The sequence below is a fragment of the Macrococcus sp. CoH-51_TC_04 genome (assembly GCF_058188655.1).
Window position 1 is genome coordinate 29287 of record NZ_JBVGOY010000004.1, and the last position, 14936, is coordinate 44222.

The 14936-nt window shown below is 36.3% G+C and carries 16 protein-coding genes; 11 read left to right on the plus strand and 5 right to left on the minus strand.

Going from position 1 to position 14936, the window contains the following annotated elements:
* From ACZ2V4_RS05145 to ACZ2V4_RS05155, 3 genes are read left to right on the plus strand one after another with little or no spacing between them, the layout of a single operon-like run.
* Nucleotides 1-528: a GNAT family N-acetyltransferase gene (locus ACZ2V4_RS05145; protein ID WP_219493968.1), complete on the plus strand. Its 528-nt coding sequence runs from the start codon at nucleotides 1-3 to the stop codon at nucleotides 526-528.
* Complete coding sequence (locus ACZ2V4_RS05150; protein WP_219493984.1) at nucleotides 512-979, plus strand: 2-thiouracil desulfurase family protein; 468 nt, start codon at nucleotides 512-514, stop codon at nucleotides 977-979. Before ACZ2V4_RS05145 ends, ACZ2V4_RS05150 begins: the two co-directional genes overlap by 17 nt.
* 47 nt (nucleotides 980-1026) lie before the next feature.
* The gene (locus ACZ2V4_RS05155) at nucleotides 1027-1503 is read left to right on the plus strand and encodes a GNAT family N-acetyltransferase (protein WP_120786668.1); all 477 of its coding nucleotides are present in this window, start codon (nucleotides 1027-1029) and stop codon (nucleotides 1501-1503) included.
* On the opposite strand, the gene ACZ2V4_RS05160 is transcribed toward ACZ2V4_RS05155, so the two are convergent.
* From ACZ2V4_RS05160 to ACZ2V4_RS05175, 4 genes are all read right to left on the minus strand, one after another.
* Nucleotides 1500-1961, minus strand: coding sequence for a DUF188 domain-containing protein (locus ACZ2V4_RS05160; RefSeq protein WP_241427480.1), 462 nt, complete (start codon nucleotides 1959-1961; stop codon nucleotides 1500-1502). The two genes, ACZ2V4_RS05155 and ACZ2V4_RS05160, sit on opposite strands and share 4 nt — an antisense overlap.
* Nucleotides 1948-2763 carry a hypothetical protein gene (locus ACZ2V4_RS05165; protein WP_120786666.1) on the minus strand — a complete coding sequence of 272 codons (816 nt, stop codon included), beginning with the start codon at nucleotides 2761-2763 and terminating at the stop codon, nucleotides 1948-1950. Before ACZ2V4_RS05165 ends, ACZ2V4_RS05160 begins: the two co-directional genes overlap by 14 nt.
* Nucleotides 2764-2889: 126 nt before the next feature.
* Nucleotides 2890-3306 carry a MarR family winged helix-turn-helix transcriptional regulator gene (locus ACZ2V4_RS05170; RefSeq protein WP_120786665.1) on the minus strand — a complete coding sequence of 139 codons (417 nt, stop codon included), beginning with the start codon at nucleotides 3304-3306 and terminating at the stop codon, nucleotides 2890-2892.
* A gap of 123 nt (nucleotides 3307-3429) precedes the next feature.
* Nucleotides 3430-4275 carry an undecaprenyl-diphosphate phosphatase gene (locus ACZ2V4_RS05175; RefSeq protein ID WP_012656354.1) on the minus strand — a complete coding sequence of 282 codons (846 nt, stop codon included), beginning with the start codon at nucleotides 4273-4275 and terminating at the stop codon, nucleotides 3430-3432.
* Nucleotides 4276-4434: 159 nt separating this feature from the next.
* Between ACZ2V4_RS05175 and ACZ2V4_RS05180 the strand changes: the two genes are divergently transcribed.
* From ACZ2V4_RS05180 to ACZ2V4_RS05190, 3 genes are all read left to right on the plus strand, one after another.
* Nucleotides 4435-6033: an ABC transporter ATP-binding protein/permease gene (locus ACZ2V4_RS05180; RefSeq protein WP_490514583.1), complete on the plus strand. Its 1599-nt coding sequence runs from the start codon at nucleotides 4435-4437 to the stop codon at nucleotides 6031-6033.
* The gene (locus tag ACZ2V4_RS05185) at nucleotides 6014-7630 is read left to right on the plus strand and encodes an amino acid ABC transporter ATP-binding/permease protein (RefSeq protein ID WP_490514584.1); all 1617 of its coding nucleotides are present in this window, start codon (nucleotides 6014-6016) and stop codon (nucleotides 7628-7630) included. Before ACZ2V4_RS05180 ends, ACZ2V4_RS05185 begins: the two co-directional genes overlap by 20 nt.
* A gap of 115 nt (nucleotides 7631-7745) precedes the next feature.
* A complete protein-coding gene (locus tag ACZ2V4_RS05190) occupies nucleotides 7746-8582 on the plus strand; it encodes a DegV family protein (protein WP_420494216.1) in 837 nt (278 codons plus the stop codon).
* Nucleotides 8583-8633: 51 nt separating this feature from the next.
* Here the strand turns inward: ACZ2V4_RS05190 and ACZ2V4_RS05195 are convergent, their stop codons facing one another.
* Nucleotides 8634-9068 carry a MarR family winged helix-turn-helix transcriptional regulator gene (locus tag ACZ2V4_RS05195; protein ID WP_120786660.1) on the minus strand — a complete coding sequence of 145 codons (435 nt, stop codon included), beginning with the start codon at nucleotides 9066-9068 and terminating at the stop codon, nucleotides 8634-8636.
* A 235-nt stretch (nucleotides 9069-9303) separates the two neighbouring features.
* On the opposite strand from ACZ2V4_RS05195, the gene ACZ2V4_RS05200 reads away from it, so the two are divergent.
* From ACZ2V4_RS05200 to ACZ2V4_RS05220, 5 genes are all read left to right on the plus strand, one after another.
* Nucleotides 9304-10215 (plus strand): CobW family GTP-binding protein, encoded by a 912-nt coding sequence (locus tag ACZ2V4_RS05200; RefSeq protein WP_219493993.1) that lies wholly within the window; start codon nucleotides 9304-9306, stop codon nucleotides 10213-10215.
* Nucleotides 10216-10340: 125 nt separating this feature from the next.
* Complete coding sequence (locus tag ACZ2V4_RS05205) at nucleotides 10341-11078, plus strand: DeoR/GlpR family DNA-binding transcription regulator (RefSeq protein ID WP_219493995.1); 738 nt, start codon at nucleotides 10341-10343, stop codon at nucleotides 11076-11078.
* 10 nt (nucleotides 11079-11088) lie between these two features.
* Nucleotides 11089-12000 carry a 1-phosphofructokinase gene (gene pfkB / locus ACZ2V4_RS05210; RefSeq protein WP_419895391.1) on the plus strand — a complete coding sequence of 304 codons (912 nt, stop codon included), beginning with the start codon at nucleotides 11089-11091 and terminating at the stop codon, nucleotides 11998-12000.
* A gap of 18 nt (nucleotides 12001-12018) precedes the next feature.
* Nucleotides 12019-13908 carry a PTS fructose transporter subunit IIABC gene (locus ACZ2V4_RS05215; protein WP_219493999.1) on the plus strand — a complete coding sequence of 630 codons (1890 nt, stop codon included), beginning with the start codon at nucleotides 12019-12021 and terminating at the stop codon, nucleotides 13906-13908.
* Nucleotides 13909-14081: 173 nt separating this feature from the next.
* Nucleotides 14082-14864 (plus strand): alpha/beta fold hydrolase, encoded by a 783-nt coding sequence (locus ACZ2V4_RS05220; protein WP_219494000.1) that lies wholly within the window; start codon nucleotides 14082-14084, stop codon nucleotides 14862-14864.
* Nucleotides 14865-14936: the final 72 nt, after the last annotated feature.

Here is a 14936-nt window from a genome sequence, read left to right on the forward strand (position 1 = left end):
ATGACATACTTTGAAACGGAACGTCTCATTTTTAGAAATTGGCATAACTCAGATCTTGCGCATTACATTGAACTGAATCGGAATTTTGAAGTGAGAAGATACTTCCCGGATATACTGAGTAAGGAAAGAAGTGAGCGTATCTTTGATATCATGTACAAAGAAATAGAGCGTGACAAACATGGTTTGTTTGCAGTGACTTTAAAAGATGGCACATTTATCGGTTTTATTGGGACGCTGTTTGCTGAATATGACGCTTCAATCCCACATAGTCCATTTTATGAAATTGGCTGGAGGATATTACCGCAGTTCACTGGTAATGGATATGCGACAGAAGGTGCACAAGGTCTGATAGATTACATGCGTATGCTAAAGATAGAAGATTTATATGCGTATACATCTGTAAATAATATAAAGAGTATCAATGTAATGAAGAAGTTAGGAATGAAGGATGTTACAGCATTTGTTCATCCGCACTATCCAGATGAACAAATATTATATAGGAGTGTAGTGAATGATCTTAATCAGTAGCTGTCTTGTAGGACATCCAGTGCGCTATGATGGCCGGAGTAAAACAAATGAAATTATTGCTAGATTAATAGATATGAAAGAGGCGATACATGCTTGTCCGGAAATGCTGGGTGGATTGACTGTTCCCCGTGCACCTGCTGAAATTGTAGGGGGAGATGGCGATGATTGTCTGGATGGAAAGGCGCGTGTGATAACGATTCATGGGACTGATGTCACTGCTGAATTTATCGCAGGGGCCAAGCAGACATTACAGTATTGTATAGATTACAATGTATCTACTGCTGTATTAAAAGCAGACAGTCCAAGTTGTGGTAGCGATCAAATCTACGATGGTTCATTTAACGGAAAGCTGAAAAGTGGGGACGGTGTAACTGCAGCTTTACTACGAAGACATGGTATTCATGTCATAAGTGAAGTTGAATTTGTTAATAATCTAGATGACACACTTTAGTTGAGTAGAATATGTTATGATATTTATTATTGAATGGGGTGAAACGAATGATAACGATTGAACAAGTGAAGGATAGTGCATCGATATCTTTAGAACAATACATGCTGCCAGCAAAACAGATGTTCTTCTCAGGACATCCACGTTACATATTATCCGTTCAAAGAGCAGATTATGCTGCTTTTATTATTAAGAAGGATAATGATGTCATCGGTGTCTTTGCTCTGGATAGAGGTGATATTCTAAATAAGATAGATGCCCCTAGTACAGCAATTTACCTGCGTGGGTTATCGATAGATTATAAATATCAGGGCAGTGGTATTCTAAAGGAAGTCCTGCCTTTGATAGAGACTTATATTAAATCGAACTATGCAGATGTGTGGGCGATTTATTTAATGGTTAATGTAAAGAATGATGCATACTACGCTTTTATCAAATGCGGCTTCATCGATCAGAAGATGATGGTACGCCAAGGATTTAGCCGTCTTAAAGTATTAAAGAAGATAATAAATAACGTCCCTGATTAATAATTCGGGGACGTTATTATTTGTTCAAGCGTTGTTTTGAATTTCGTTCTGTCAGAAGTAGTAAATTTGGCAGGACCTTTTATTCGCTTGTTCATCTTTCTGGATTCATGGTTGATAAATCGTGTGATCAGCAATGCATCAAGGTTGGATTTGGTATATATAAATCCAGTATGATGCATGACAAGCGCTTTATTGATGACAATACTTGCTAATCCATAATCACCAGTTATGACAATGTCATCTTTGTCGACAAGAGATAATATTTTGTAGTCCGCACTATCGCTGGCAGTATCAACATATATCGAACTGACATCTGGACCATATATTTTTGATGAATGATGTGCATAGTCTTTTACAAGAATCACTTCAATGTGATATTTTGCAGCAATGTGTACTGTTTCATCAATCACAGGAGAGCTATCGGCATCGATGATGATTCTGTAGTTAACGTCTGCCAATTTTTTCGGCCATCTGTTTTCTGTGTCGTTCAAAAAGCTGTGCATTACTAAAGTCTTCATCATTATGCATTTGTGCATTATGATAATTGTTCGGTTTATGTGGTTCTGTTAACTGATGTTTCTTTAAACCAAATAGAGAACGGTTTTGCTTTGGCGTTTTCACTTTATAGTTTTTGTATTTCTTTAACGCTTTAATTCTTAGTTTTTCGTTTTCTTCTTTTAGCTGGAGCTCAGCTTTATGTCTTTCTTCAATTGATTTGTTGAGCTTCTTATCTAATTGATCGATTTCTTTCTTAACCTTCTTATCTTGTTTAGAAGTTACCGTTTGAGCTGCGTGGAAATTTCCTTTTTCTGCAAGCTTCATTTCTTTGATCAATCGTTTTTCTCGTGCTTTCTCTTTCTTTTCTTCATCACGTCTTCTTGATTCAATAGACTGTGACAATGTTTGACCTAATGTGTTAATCTGTTTTTGCTCAACTTTCTTCTGTTTCTTTTCTTCTTTCGCTTGCTGTACAAATGGTTTCATCTTTTTTTTGTAATGGAGGGCTTTTTTCTCATCTTTATATTTGTCTGCAATAAATGAAGATGTCTTTACAGCACCTCTTTTAATAGTTGTTGTAGCGCCTTTTGCTTTTCTTGCGGCTGTTACTGTTTTATCCTTTGTAACGTCATAGGCTTTAACCGATAAGCCTGTCAGTTGTTGAACTTCTCTCTGCTCTTTCAGTTTATGACGCTCATTGATCAGAGGGACAAGAATGACTGCAGCAACGTTTACTGCTGTTTTAACTTTGTTTTTATTCATATGCAAGCTCCTTTGTATGTAGTTAATAGTATTATAGTATAGATACCCTATAATTAATAAAATTAACAAGAGAGTGGACTAATGTCCACTCTCTTGTTAATATTTAAGATGCTCTATTTGATTGATTTAATAAGTCATATTGTCTGAAAGTTTCTTTGAAAGTTTTATAAGTAGTTGATATTCTTCGACCGAGAGATCACTGCTCATATACATATTGAGTGGTATGTCTTTAAGAGGTTCAATCAACTTCTTAGCTTTCTCTGTTAATATTACTTCAACTACACGTTCATCCGAAGACATTCTTCTTCTTTCGACAAGACCATTCGCTTCCATCTTCTTAACGATTGGCGTAATTGTACCAGATTGAAATGCTAACCGTTCTCCGAGCTGTAATACTGGGAGTACGTTATGTTCATCCAGAACCATTAATACGAGGTAATGCTGATAGCTTAAAGAATAGGATTTAAGCAATTCTCTATTATACTTCTTGATGATTTCTCTTTGGACAAGATATAGTTGATAGTCAAGAGTATCTTTGTTCATAATATTGACTCCTTCTATTCAACTTCTTGACTAAACTATAACATCAATTGTAAGAGAATGATAGTAAATTTCATAAAGATGAAAGAAGCAACCAATAAAAAAAACAGCAGTGAATACTGCTGTTTAGATCCCCTTGCCGATACCGAATCCAAAATAAAGTACTGCAATAACAGCGACAAGAATGAGACGGTATATTGCAAATGGCATAAGTTTTACACGATTGATTAAACTTAGGAACAGACGAATAGATAATACCCCGAAAATAAATGCAGCGATAAAACCAACAATATAAAATAAAATCTGGTCGCTATGAATATATTGTATATTGCTCGCTAAACTTTTAGCACTTGCTGCAAACATGATAGGAACTGCCATGATAAATGTAAAATCACTTGCAGCTTTATGGTTCATCTTAAGCAGCACACCCGCTGAAATCGTTGATCCACTTCTTGAGAAACCTGGCCATAATGCAAGACATTGTGCAACCCCGATGATCAGTGCTTGCTTATAGGTCATTTCATCTACGGTCGTTGTATGTGTTACCTTCTTATTGAATAGGTCTGCTGCAATCATCAACAGCGCACCTAAAGCAAGTCCGATAAGCACAGTAGGGACACTGAAGAGATGTTTGTCAATAAAGTCATCGAACAATAGTCCCATAATTCCTGCAGGTATTAACCCGATAAATATATGAAGTAAATTAAGACGTGGACCCTCAGTCTTAGTTTTTTCTATATGGAGCACTTCCAGAAATCGATGTCTGAATATCCAGGCAGCAGCAAATATTGAGCCGAGCTGAATCACAATTTTAAATGTATTGGCCGATTCCTGGCTATTAAGTACGTACTTCGTCTGTAACCACATATCATCAACTAAGATCTGATGTCCTGTTGAAGAAACCGGCGCGAATTCTGTAAGTCCTTCTACAATCCCTAATATTAATGCTTTAACAAGCTCAAAAAAAGTCATGTGTTAACCACCTTTTAGTCATTATTTAATATTTCCATGAACACTTAAAAGATTATAGCATAAACGACACTTTTCCACACTTTTCATTTCTATGAAATATAAGCGGAAAAGTTTATATTTATAATAAATGCCGTTATAATGCTTTATAGGAGTGATAATGTGAAATTTTTAACAAAATTATCTTTTAACTATAGATGGGCCCACGTTATATTTTTTATATTAAGTATATTATTGAGTGTTATTATTGTATTGCAAAGTATACAAATTGGTAAGGTGGTTGATGCGGTACTTTATCAGCATAAGATAGATTTTACTTTTGTTCTGTTTACGATTTTTATCATTTTAATATCTAGAAGTAGTGTACAGATGGGACTAAAGGTAACAGGAAACACGCTCAGTATTAAGGTGAAACATCAACTCAGAGCGTTTTTAAGCAAGAAAAAAGATGATGCAGGCACTGTTATGAATAACATACAGCAAGGTATAGAGGGGATTCATCCATTCTTCAGTGACTATTTGCCACAAGTGTATCGTTCTACGTTTATTCCATGTTCAATTCTGGTATTTTTATGTTTCTTTCATTATCAGACTGCACTAATTATGTTAATTACAGCACCTTTTATTCCTATATTCTATATTATTATAGGTATTAATACTGAAAAAGAAGCGACACGTCAAATGCTGAGTCTCAATAGTTTCTCAAACTACTTTCTAAATGTTATGAAAGGTATAATGACGATTAAAACATTTGATTATGAAGAAAAAGCGCTGAAGCAAACAGCACAATATTCAGAACGTTACAAAGAACATACGATGAAAATTTTGAAGACAGCGTTTCTTTCTACCTTAATGCTGGAATTTATCTCGATGCTATCAATTGGTATCATTGCTTTAGAAATTGGACTGTCACTGCTAGTGTTTCATAGTGTAAGTTTTTATACGTCAGTCGTAGTGCTGATGCTTGCGCCGGAATTTTATAATGCGCTCAAGGATCTTGGTCTAGCATTTCATACAGGTAAAACAGCAGCGGGTTATGGAGAAATATTGAGTGAGCAAATGACAGAATCCGTGCCGCAAGTGGAGTATATCACTGAAGACATTATTCGTTTTACAAACGTTAAGACGCATTATGACAATAGTGAGTTTACTCTTGACATTCCAGAGCTTGATTTACCGCTTGATCATTATACGATCGCTGGTGCGAGTGGTTCTGGCAAATCAACATTCGCGAAATTACTGTGTAATAGGGTTCCTTTTGAAGGACAGATGTCGTTAAGCAATAAGTTACAGAACGAAGTTGTCTATTTATCGCAGTTTGATGCAATTCTTTCTGATAGTGTGATCAATAATATTACGATGTTCAATGATTACAACTTCGAACAAGTCGTGGCACTAGCGAAAAAATTTAGGCTTCATGAGCGATTTACAAGGATGCCTGATGGTTATGACACAGTTATTGGACCAGAAGGTGAACAGCTTTCTGGAGGAGAAACGAGAAGATTATCATTAATGCGTGTATTTTTGTATCCTAAAAAGCTGATTATTCTTGATGAACCAACGGCAATGCTGGATAAAGAAAGTCGAGATATCATACTCGGGGCAATTGAAGAATTAAAAGCGCATAGTTATATCATGATGATTGCCCATCATGAAGAAACGGTGAAGCAAAGTAAGCGACTGGTATACGTCCAGAATGGTCGTATTACACGTGTTTCAAATGAAGAAATGAGGTTGAATAATGATGAGATGGATGAATGAGTGGGTCAGTAAATCGATTATTTTATCAATTGTTATCGGTTTATTAGGAGCACTTACATCAATCGGAATGTTTAGTTTAAGTGGTCTCATGTTATCGAAGAGCGTATTGAATGTGCCGCTCTATACTTTAATTGTCCTTGTCGCAACAATTAAATTGTTCGGTGTCGTACGCGCAATATGCAAATATTTTGAGCGTCTTATCTCTCATGACGCAACGTTTGAGATGCTTAAAGATATCAGGGTTAGGACTGTAGGTATACTACTTGAAAATTTTGAGCATATACAGTCAGATTACAAATTGTCTGATGTGCTGAACCGTACTGTCAATAATATTGAAAAACTTCAGAATAAATTGTTGAGAGTGATCTATCCACCGATTATCGCACTCTTAACAACATTAACTGTAATACTTGTATATATTCAGTATAGTATGTATGCCGTAATTGTGATTGCAATTGCCATGATGATAATGATTATTGTACTTCCTAATATATTTGCAAGACAGCTGGAAGTGGTTGTCCATAATAAATATGAATCGACTGCACAATATGAAAATAAGCTCATGGATTATCAGCTGCATTATGAGACAATTCAAATCTTTGATGAAAACCACCGCTTTGAGCAGCAGTTAAATACACTGCAAGATCGTATGGAAGCGAGCATAGCGAAAGAAAATAAAGTTATTACTCTGTATGATTTTCTGTTGAATGCGATATCTATGGCAGCAATATTCTCAACGATTACTGTCATGATTGTTGATCCTTCACTAAATGTGATGATGTACTTAAGTCTTGTGATGGTAACCATTACATTATTTGAAATGAGCATACCGATGGTGCATTATCCCTACCACAAAGCGGAATCGAATCGCGCAGAAGAAGAGATTTCTGAACTAACATATAATGATGTAAAAAAAATCAACCTCCCGTTTGAAGCGTTAGAATTGTGTGATGTATCTGTTAAGAAAAAAAAATTGATTCTAGATACAATCAATCTGAAGATGACAAAAGGTCAAAAGATAGGGATTGCTGGTCGTAGCGGTTCTGGGAAAACGACTTTGGCGCATACGATACTGGGCTTAAATCAGATAGAAGGAAATTATATGTTAAATGGAAATTCTATACAATTACCTGTCGATCTGCTGTCAATGTGGAATGTCGCGACACAGGATACGCATTTTATCGAAGGAACAATCTCTGAAAATATGTTTTTATCTGTTGCAGATAAGGAATTAGAAGAACTGCTTCTTCATTTTAACTTGCCCTTTAAAGCCCAAAGTACCGTAGAAGCTTTCGGAAGTAATCTATCTGGAGGCGAAAAGAAACGACTACATTTTATAAGGATGATATTAAGAAATAAACCGTTATGGTTAATGGATGAACCATTTAATGGCGTAGATAACGAAAACATTGAAATTATGATGTCATACTTAAAAAGAAATCAAATTACACTGATACTCATAAGTCATGATACTGAATTATTGAAAACGATGGATGAAATCTTAGTGATGGATGCAGGTAAGATTGTAGAAAGAGGAACATTTCAACAATTGTACAAAAATAAAACGACATTGTTTAATGCACTTTCAGAGGGGTAATAATTATATTAATATAATTAAAATGTAATTCTTTTGATATTATCATTAATAAATTATTATTTATATCAAATATTATGATAAAATAATAATAAATAATAATCAGGAGGATAAATTATTGAAAGTCGCATGGATTACAGATACTGCATCAGGATATAAGATTGGTGCTCATCAAGATATATTCGTCGTGCCAATGGGTGTGATATTAAATGATAAGCATTACCAGGATCAAGCAGAATTATCAGTGGAGGAATTCTACTCTTTACTGCAGGAATATGGAGATGGAGCGAAAACAACGCAACCTAATTTTCAGGCACTGCATGAAATTTATGAACATATTGAAAAGCTCGGTTATACGCATGTTATTGCGATACATCCTTCAAGCGAACTCACGGGATCATTCCAGAATTCGGTGAAAGCAAGTCAAGAATCTTCACTAATCAGTGCAGTTATTGATTCAAGAATCGGTAGTTATCCGATGAAAGCAATGATTAATAAAGGGATGTCTTTATTTGAAGAAGGGTATTCTTTTGAAGAGGTCGTTGATAAGTTAACGTCTTATACAGAGGATACAGTCCTATTCTTACAACCAAAAAACTTAAGCCAGATGAAAAAAAGCGGGCGTGTCTCTAAGACACAGAGCTTTATGGCAGGATTATTAAATATTCAGCTGATTCTTCAGTTTGAAGAAGGTAAAATCTACCCTATAGAAAAGGTGAGAACCAAGAGGAAAGTCATAGAGGCAATGAAAAGGTGTGTTGATGAGGCACTTAAAACTGCACAACCGAAAGAAATCTGTGTGGTTTACGCAGGTGATAGAAGCGAAGCAGATATTTATATCGAATGGTTAAAAGAAAAATACCCAGACATTCATATTACCAATGAATTACTTGTCCCAGTTGCTGGTGTTCATCTAGGTTATGGTACGGTAGGAATAGGCTGGATTAATGCATAGATAAAGAGGATTGGTATACACCAATCCTCTTTATTATGTTCAAATGATAGATTAATCGTTTGACAGATTATTAATAAGTTTGTTCAGGAGTGTACTATAGCATTTTCTCTCTTCCTCCGTGAATTGAGAGACTTCATTGATGATTTCAGTCACTTGATATAAATCATCCTTCATTGCAATACTTTTATCTGTTAAAGAGATGAACACTTCTCTTTGGTCTAGTTCTGAACGTGTACGAACAATTAAGTTGTTAGCTTCCATACGTTTTAGGAGGGGTGAAATTGTCCCGGTATCTAATGACAATTCGGTAACGAGCTTCTTAACATTTACTGGAGACTCATCCCATAAAATTGAGAGTACAAGATACTGGGGATAAGTGATATTATATTTCTTGAAAACTTTATTCGAATAATATCTATTTACTTGGCGGTGTGCATTATATAGATTGAAGCACAGCTGTTTATCTAATCTGAAGTTTTCTGACATTTATTTCCTCCTACTTTATGCGCAAAAATAAATGCGTTTGCTTTTTGCATATCTCTATATTTAGTATACTCTATAATAAATGAATCACCTAACGCATTCTTTTGTAATTTAATACAAAAAAGAACGATATTCAATGCTATTTACAATCTTTAAGTATGGGTGTTAAAGCGCCTTACTTATGTTTATTGTTTAATGGAAAAAATATATAATACTCTAAAAAAGGAAGGTTAAATTTATGTCTCAGAAGATGAAAATCATTATTCTTAGTGGGTTTTTAGGGAGTGGTAAGACAAGTTTATTACTCAATATATTAAAACATAATAAAGAAAACAACGATTCCAATATCGCAATATTAATGAACGAACTTGGTGGTTTTAATGTTGACTCTAAAATCATTGGAGAAGAAACACCGTATAACGAATTATTGAATGGCTGTATCTGCTGTGATTTGAAGCATGATGTCGCTGTGCAGATAAGCGATCTCTATCATCGACATCATCCGGACTATGTCATTATCGAGGCGACTGGTGTAGCACATCCTGTAGAGATTTATGATGCATGCACAGATCCAGTGCTTACACCGATTGCCGATGTATATAATATTACTACGATAGTAGATGCTAAGCGTTTTCTGGAAAGAAATAAATATACGGAATCTACAAGAAGACTGATGGAAGAACAGGTAAAATATGCTGATATTGTGATTGTAAATAAGGTGGATATGATAGAGGATGATGAACGTATAGAGGTAACACATCAGCTATTAAACATCAACGCACGTGCCACAATGACAGAAACATCATATAGCAAGATTGAATTCAACCTTTTAGAGCAAAAAGGGAATGAACAGCATGCGCATGTGCATATGCACCATGGAATATCATCTGTTGTGTATACGTTTGATGGACCGGTTGATTCACGTGCGTTCGTAAGTTGGTTGATGCAGTTACCGGACAGTGTTTTGCGTGTAAAAGGATTTATTAAGTTTAGAGAGAACAAAGAACAGACTGTACTGTTTCAGTATGCCTATGGAATTCCTCAATATGAAGAAGAGGCAATGAACCTACCACTTAAACTGGTCGTTATTGGTGAAGGACTGGATAAGCACAAAATTATGGATCAATTAGATCAACTGCAATTTAGTTAAGAAATGTGAATATTTTATCACATTTCTTATTTTTTTTTGCATTTTTATGATTGAAATTGAATGAGTTTGATTGACAATGAATGAAAACAATCATATTATGAAAGTGTTCACAAAGGAGGTCTTCTATGCTGACGATTGAAAGACACAATACGATATTAAGACTTTTAGAGATACATGAGATTGTTACGCTTCAAATGCTTATTGATGAGACGCATTGCAGTGAGTCTACAATAAGAAGAGATCTCTCTACATTAGAAAGTGAAGGTCAGCTGATTCGCATTCATGGAGGCGCAAAAAAGGTGACCGAAAAACATAGAGATGTCGCGTTGTCTGTGAAGTCTACGAAGAAAACGAAGGAAAAAGAGGAAATCGCAAAAATTGCTGCAGCACAAGTGCGGAATAATGACTGTATCTACCTGGATGCAGGCAGCAGCACATTGATGATGATTCCTTATCTGGATCAAGCACATATTACCATTGTAACGAACGGCCTGACACATGTGCCGCCACTTGTTGAGAAAGGTTATGAAGTTTATATGATTGGCGGTTATATTAAACCAGATACGCATGCAAGTATTGGTGTACAGGCGATAGAAAGTTTAAGGCAATTTCGCTTTGATAAAGTATTCATGGGTGCAAACGGTGTGCATTTGACACAAGGTATAACGACGCCCGATATCGAAGAAGCCTATATTAAGCGAAAAGCGATTGAAAAAGCTGAACAGATTTACTTTTTAGTTGATGACAGCAAGTTTGATGAAGTGACATTTGCGAAAGTGTCAGACTTACAAGAAGGCAGAACGATGTTAATTACGAATCGTGAGAATGACCTTCAGCACAAATATGGTAAATATTTAATATAGGAGGTAGTATATGATTTATACAATAACATTGAATCCATCTATCGATTATGTGATGTTTACGGATGGATTTGAAGCAGGCGCATTAAACCGTGCACATACGACTTATAAGTTTGCAGGTGGTAAAGGTATCAATGTTTCAAGAGTACTTAAGTCGCTGAACACAGAGTCCACCGTACTCGGTTTTCTAGGGGGATTTCCCGGGCAATTTATCGAGGATAAGTTGAAGGCGAGCGATATCCAGGTGGATTGTGTTCAAGTAGAGAGTGATACAAGGATCAATGTGAAATTGAAAGGCGCAAGTGAAACAGAAATTAACGCACCAGGTCCTGATATTAATGAAGAAAATATTCAACAGCTAATGAACAAGCTTAAGGCGTTAACATCTGAAGACACTGTCGTAATTGCAGGTAGTATTCCTTCTTCGATGCCAGCTGATATTTATGCACAGATTGCAGAGCTTTGCCATGAACAACAGATTAAATTTGTTGTTGATGCAGAAAAAGCTTTATTAAACTCAGTGTTACCTTATAAACCAGTGTTTATTAAGCCAAATATTGTGGAATTAGAAGAAATGTTTAATACAACGTTGACAACAGATGATGCAATTTATGAAGCAGCGAAACGGTTATTGCATAAAGGTGCGCAGATGGTATTTGTTTCTATGGGTGGAGATGGTGCGATGTTAGTCACTGAAGAGCGATGCTTGAAGGCAACGGTACCGAAAGGACAAGTTGTAAATACTGTCGGCTCAGGAGATTCGACAGTAGCAGGTATGGTTGCCGGATTAACGAACGGCTTATCATTAACGTCTGCATTTAGACAAGCGATTGCTTGTGGTACAGCGACAGCATTTACAGAAGACTTAGCAACGAATGAAGAAATTCAAGAGATAATAAACCAAATACAAATTGAAGAGCTTTAATAATTAGGAGGGAAAATAATGAGAATCACTGATTTGCTTACATTTGACACGATGGCAATGGATTTACAAGCGACAACGAAAGACGGTGTGATCGATGAGTTAGTCGATACATTATCAGCTGCTGGGATATTATCGGACAAAGCATCATTTAAAGAAGCGATACATGCACGTGAAGCACAGAGTACTACAGGTGTTGGTGAAGGGATTGCAATACCCCACGCGAAAAATGATGCGGTTAAGAAACCAGCCATAGCATTTGGTAAAGCGGTAGATGGCATCGATTACGATTCACTTGATGGGCAACCAGCGCGCTTATTCTTTATGATTGCAGCACCTGCAGGAGGTGCACAGACGCATCTTGAAGCTTTAGCGAAGTTATCAGGGATATTAATGAATGAAGATGTTAGAACTGAATTATTACACGCAAAGACAAAAGAAGAAGTTATTGAAACAATCAACTTACACGATGAAATTGAAAAAGATGAAGAAGTCGTTTTAGCACCTACTGGAGATGAGGATGATGATAATCTCGTGCTAGCTGTTACCGCATGTCCTACAGGAATCGCACATACGTATATGGCAGCAGATGCACTGAAGAATCAAGCTGTTAAGATGGGTGTGCCGATTAAAGTTGAGACAAATGGTTCAGGAGGCATTAAAAACAGATTAACAGAGGAAGAAATTAAAAAAGCAAAAGGTATTATCGTTGCAGCAGATGTGAATGTTGAAACAAATCGTTTCCATGGTAAGAATGTTGTGACAGTACCAGTAGCAGATGGCATTAAGCGTCCTGAAGAGCTGATTAATATGGCTTTAGATACATCAAGACCAGCATATACTGCAAAGGATGATAAAGGCACTACGAATTCAGGTGGAGAGCGTAAAGGATTTTATAAACACTTGATGAGCGGTGTATCTAATATGCTACCTTTCGTTGTTGCAGGTGGTATATTAATGGCCATTGCATTTATGTTTGGGATTACATCGTTCGATCCAACGAAATCAGATTACCATCCGTTTGCAGAAGCATTATGGGCGATTGGGAATAAGTCTGCATTCGCTTTAATGGTTCCGATATTAGCAGGTTTCATCGCAATGAGTATTGCAGACCGTCCTGGATTGGCACCAGGTATGGTTGGTGGTATGTTAGCTGTTATGGGAGGTTCAGGCTTCCTTGGTGGACTGATTGCCGGATTCTTAGCAGGTTATTTAGTAGAAGCGATTAAGAAAATGTTAAGTGGTATGCCACAAGCATTAGATGGATTAAAACCGACGCTATTATATCCACTGCTTGGTGTAACAAGCACGGGATTAATTATGTACTACATTATCAACCCACCAGCGAGCTGGTTAAATAAATTAATGGCAGATACCTTAAATAGTATGGATGGAACAAATATCGTATTGCTGGGCTTAGTATTAGGTGGTATGATGGCCATTGATATGGGTGGACCGTTCAATAAGGCATCATACGCATTTGGGTTTGCAGCAATTGAAGCGGGGAACTATGCACCGATTACTGCTGCGATGATAGGTGGAATGGTTCCACCATTAGCAATAGCGCTATCAATGATTTTATTTAAGAAAAAGTATACAAAGACACAACGTGGATCAATCGTTTCAAATATCGTAATGGGAGCATCATTTATTACTGAAGGTGCAATTCCGTTTGCAGCAGCAGACCCATTACGTGTCATCCCATCAATGATTGCAGGAAGTGCAACAGCTGGAGCACTTGCAATGGCATTCGGTTGCCGTGTCCCAGCACCACATGGTGGTATATTCGTAATTGGACTTGATAAAGCACACTGGCCGATGTTCTTACTTGCATTATTCATTGGTGTTGTCGTATCAGCAGTCATTTACGGTTTAATTAAGAAACACCCAGAAGAACTAGAAGTGAAATAAAGTATAAATTATAACCTGCCGTACTAAAATAAAAGTTCGGCAGGTTTTTTATAAATATTTTCAATAGATTGACATATTATAAATCTTTTCTCATTATTTACTGCGTAATATATAATAAATGGGGTATAATATCATTACTTATTAATTGTGAAATAAAAGAACGGATGATATGGATGCTATATTATAAAACATATATAAAAGATAAAGACGCACCTTGGATTACATTTATTCATGGTGCAGGGGGAAGCTCGACGATTTGGTTTAAACAGATACGATACTTCAGAAAAGATTTTAACATATTACTCGTAGATCTTCGCGGACATGGACGTTCATCGGAAGTAATCTGGAAGAAGGAGGACTCATTTAAGACACTTGCCTCAGAAGTTGTCGAAGTACTGGATGAACTTGGTATCCAAAAAACACATATTATCGGAATGAGCTTGGGGACAATCGTTTCTCAAACAGTGGCGAACAAATATCCTGAACGAGTGATATCACTCGTGTTAGGAGGTGCGATTATATCGCTTGATATTCGTACGAAATTCTTGCTGATGATTGGACGACTAACAAAGAATCTTATTCCGTTTATGTTGCTATATAAACTGTTTGCATGGATTATTATGCCGAAGAAGGCTCATGAAGAATCACGTCTCGCTTTCATAAACGAAGCAAAGAAGATGAGTCAGAAGCAATTTGTGAAATGGTTTAGTTTGACGAAACTGATCAATCCTTATCTAAGTCATCTGCAAGTCGCAACGAAGACCATACCGACATTGTTTATTATGGGAGAAGAGGATTATTTGTTTATCCCGCCAGTTGAAAAGGTAGTGAAAGAAAATGGAAACTTTAGCCTAGAAGTGATTAAAGATTCTGGACATGTATGTAATATCGATCAGCCAGAACGTTTTAATGATTTGAGTAAGACATTTATTAATATCCATTCCGCTAATGCTTAAAGCTTTAATTTAGATATTACAGTGTATTTAAATACACTGTAATATTAATGTACACAAATTTGTGATAAAATA

Excerpts from the sequence above, each read along its gene's own strand:
- ACZ2V4_RS05145 (WP_219493968.1), top strand. The coding sequence starts at position 1 with ATGACATACTTTGAAACGGAACGTCTCATTTTTAGAAATTGGCATAAC.
- ACZ2V4_RS05150 (WP_219493984.1), top strand. The coding sequence starts at position 512 with ATGATCTTAATCAGTAGCTGTCTTGTAGGACATCCAGTGCGCTATGAT.
- ACZ2V4_RS05155 (WP_120786668.1), top strand. The coding sequence starts at position 1,027 with ATGATAACGATTGAACAAGTGAAGGATAGTGCATCGATATCTTTAGAA.
- ACZ2V4_RS05165 (WP_120786666.1), bottom strand. The coding sequence starts at position 2,763 with ATGAATAAAAACAAAGTTAAAACAGCAGTAAACGTTGCTGCAGTCATT.
- ACZ2V4_RS05170 (WP_120786665.1), bottom strand. The coding sequence starts at position 3,306 with ATGAACAAAGATACTCTTGACTATCAACTATATCTTGTCCAAAGAGAA.
- ACZ2V4_RS05175 (WP_012656354.1), bottom strand. The coding sequence starts at position 4,275 with ATGACTTTTTTTGAGCTTGTTAAAGCATTAATATTAGGGATTGTAGAA.
- ACZ2V4_RS05185 (WP_490514584.1), top strand. The coding sequence starts at position 6,014 with ATGATGAGATGGATGAATGAGTGGGTCAGTAAATCGATTATTTTATCA.
- ACZ2V4_RS05195 (WP_120786660.1), bottom strand. The coding sequence starts at position 9,068 with ATGTCAGAAAACTTCAGATTAGATAAACAGCTGTGCTTCAATCTATAT.
- ACZ2V4_RS05200 (WP_219493993.1), top strand. The coding sequence starts at position 9,304 with ATGTCTCAGAAGATGAAAATCATTATTCTTAGTGGGTTTTTAGGGAGT.
- ACZ2V4_RS05205 (WP_219493995.1), top strand. The coding sequence starts at position 10,341 with ATGCTGACGATTGAAAGACACAATACGATATTAAGACTTTTAGAGATA.
- pfkB (WP_419895391.1), top strand. The coding sequence starts at position 11,089 with ATGATTTATACAATAACATTGAATCCATCTATCGATTATGTGATGTTT.
- ACZ2V4_RS05215 (WP_219493999.1), top strand. The coding sequence starts at position 12,019 with ATGAGAATCACTGATTTGCTTACATTTGACACGATGGCAATGGATTTA.
- ACZ2V4_RS05220 (WP_219494000.1), top strand. The coding sequence starts at position 14,082 with ATGCTATATTATAAAACATATATAAAAGATAAAGACGCACCTTGGATT.